We start from the raw sequence: 2,901 nt of genomic DNA on the forward strand, positions 1-2,901 counted from the left end.
CAATGTCGTGGATGTTAGTCGGTGTTGTGTTTTTCATTTTATTTTCCTTCGTTATGCTGCGGTATGGGTTTTAACGTTGGCTTCATGTTTGCTTTTTACATCGCCAATATTAACAAGTGCTGATGCTTTGTCTGCTGCTGCTTTCTCGGCATTATTTTTATCTTCGGCTTCCTTGGTTCTTTTCCTGTGATTGCTATACAGATTTGCTAAGGCACCGTTTATTACAGTTGTGCTTCCGACTGTGTCCGAGGCGCTTTCGGAGTCATAAACAACGTGCTTTATTTCCAGCTCGCCACTTGCCGACATGATGCCCAACAAGCAAACCGCGTGGTTTTTGCTGATAGTCGCCTTGGCTTTTAATTCATCGCATGTAACACTGGCAATAGTTGTAGCTTCCTGAAGTAGAGCTTTTCCTGCCTCTGCTCTTTGTCCAGGTGTTTTACTTGACTTGGTGAGCGAAGCTCTAACCTCTTCAATTCCGCCATACTTTCTAATGAAGTCAGGGATGTCATCGGCTACCTGTACGTCTGGTGATTGAGAAGCTGCGATTAATACTCTTGAATATGAACTGACACGCTTGCTGTCTACACCGGCATCACTAAAAACAAGCTTAGTGATGAGTTGTATAAAGTTTAGGTTTTTGCCGATTCGTAAGTTTTTAGATTGGCACTGCTCCATTAGCCACTTACGCTTTAGGGAGTCAGCTTTTGAATTTCCTTTAGTTCCTTCGTACAGCTCGAAGACTTTTACAAGCAAAGCATACAGGCTGTCATTTGCTGACTTATAGACAGTTGATTCCCAGTGCTGCCTTTCGCTTATTGTCGTGTTAACACGATTTTTGAAAGTCTCAAGGGTGTGTTGAATTAGCTTTTCTGAATCTTTCATGGTGTCTACCTCGTGTGTGGTTGGTTGAATCGCTCTCAGCAAGCGATATGTACAGTCTACGGTAGGTGCGCTAATCTCGATTCCAACTAGGATCACTACTTTTGATGGTTGTTAACGTGTACCGCTACTTCATTTCCCAGTACCCTACGTTTGGCTCCTACAAGAAGCCCAAGCCCTACCTTGTCGAAGCCTCGCCGTACTTCTGGTGGTGGTATGCGCTTACCCTAAATAAGACGTATTCGTGTTTATGTGATTTGCACGACTCTGAATCTCTGTTAACCGATTCTGAAACTGACTTTCCAGAGGCTATGTTGCAGGTATACAAAGACTTTGGAGATGTACGTTACGAAGGATGTCGTTATAGAGCCTTTGCCAAGTGGTGGCGTGAACGTGTTGATACAGGAGAGACTAGGGGAGAATACTTGTTTGCTGAGCCTAAAGTAGAACCTGCGGCCAGTAGGATCGTTAAGGAAGCTGAAATAAATGCAGCTATCCAATGTTTGGATACAATAATTATATCAGTTAATGTCAAGCATCAGCGTCAGCACATTGATGCAGCAATAAGTCGCATTCTAAAAAGAAGTTTGATAACCACAAAGGGACGAAAAGTTAGGAATCCAGAAAGTAGTGCAGCTAGGTACCATTTGCCTAAATCTTTTAATATTTCTGCCCTTAAAAAAACCTTTCGCGTTTATGAGCTGAGAATCGAGGGGGAAAGAAGTGGGAAGCAGATTACTAATTATAAAATTGCCGACATGGTTGGGTTGAGTAGTAAAAGCGATAATATTGAGATAAAAGATGCGGCCTATGAAAATAGAAAAAAGTCAGTTCAAGTGTCTCGCCATTACCGGATGGCTAATGATATAATAGACTCAGTTGGCTGTGGCGGATTTGTTTTCTAATGCAGAGGATTTGTGTGTGAGATTGTTAGATAAAAGTCTATTAGAGTCACTTCCTTCCAGTGTGGTAAACATTGAAGAGAAAACAAGAGGTAATCTTTTTTCTTGGAGAGGGCAGTTTTCACCTCAGCTTATAGAAAAGATTATAGAGGCATACGGACATGAAGGGGCAGTTTTGCTCGACCCTTTTGTGGGAAGCGGAACTGTTTTATATGAATCGGCTTGCTTTGGGCTAGATGCTTACGGGTGTGAAATTAACCCTGCAGCAGTGTCTTTTTCAAGAGTATATGAGTTAGTTACTAAACCGAAGGAGGATGTATTAGCTTCGGTTATTGATATTGATATTTTTGTTTCTCATTTTGTCAGTGATTTACCATTGTTTTCTAGCCTTTCTACTGAAGACTTCAAGGAAGCTCTAGTTGCCAGGTGCAAAAGTGCCAAGTATGATATTGAATTGATTATTTTGCGTGCGCTTGTGGCTGGAATGGATTTTGAGGCTAAAAAAACAGATGTTAAGCGCATTAATAATGTTTGGGCTGCACTCAGATCCACTATAGAACTTCTTCCTTATTCTTCTGTGAAAATCAAATGCTTTAATTCAGATGCGCGCGCAATACCTTTGCCCGATGAATCAGTTGACCTCGTAATAAGCTCACCACCTTATATAAATGTATTTAACTACCATCAAAATTTTCGTAAATCAATTGAGGCGTTAGGTGTAGATGTTTTGTCTGTGGCTAAGTCTGAGATAGGAGCTAATAGGAAATACAGGCAAAATAGATTTATGACAGTTGTTCAGTATGCAATGGATATGTATCAAGTTTTTCTTGAACTGAGGCGAGTGTGCACGAAAGACGTTAAAATGTTATTGGTTGTAGGAGTTGAGTCGAATGTAAGGAAGACTTCATTTAAAAATTCTTCTATTATTAAATCTGTTGCAGCGCTATCTGGATTCGATATTGTTGGGGAACAAGTCCGAAGTTTTAGAAATAAGTTTGGTGAGTTTATCTTTGAAGATGTTATGAGGTTTCGGATGGTTGATTTAGAAGGCATAACTGATGTATCTTTGGCTCGTGACATTGGTGTTAGTGCATTAGAAGATGCACTGCTATATTGT

General features: G+C 40.6%; 3 protein-coding genes. 2 read left to right on the plus strand and 1 reads right to left on the minus strand.

Features of this window, described 5'->3' with window-relative positions:
- Positions 1 to 51: 51 nt before the first annotated feature.
- Positions 52 to 885 carry a hypothetical protein gene (locus MOY_RS03170; RefSeq protein ID WP_009096424.1) on the minus strand — a complete coding sequence of 278 codons (834 nt, stop codon included), beginning with the start codon at positions 883 to 885 and terminating at the stop codon, positions 52 to 54.
- Between the two features lie 308 nt (positions 886 to 1,193).
- Between MOY_RS03170 and MOY_RS03175 the strand changes: the two genes are divergently transcribed.
- On the plus strand, positions 1,194 to 1,787 hold the full coding sequence (locus MOY_RS03175) for a hypothetical protein (RefSeq protein WP_158003264.1): 594 nt from the start codon (positions 1,194 to 1,196) through the stop codon (positions 1,785 to 1,787).
- Between the two features lie 16 nt (positions 1,788 to 1,803).
- A partial coding sequence (locus MOY_RS03180; protein WP_009096429.1) for a DNA methyltransferase occupies positions 1,804 to 2,901 on the plus strand: 1,098 nt, incomplete at its 3' end.

The organism is Halomonas sp. GFAJ-1 (genome assembly GCF_000236625.2).
GTDB lineage: Bacteria > Pseudomonadota > Gammaproteobacteria > Pseudomonadales > Halomonadaceae > Vreelandella.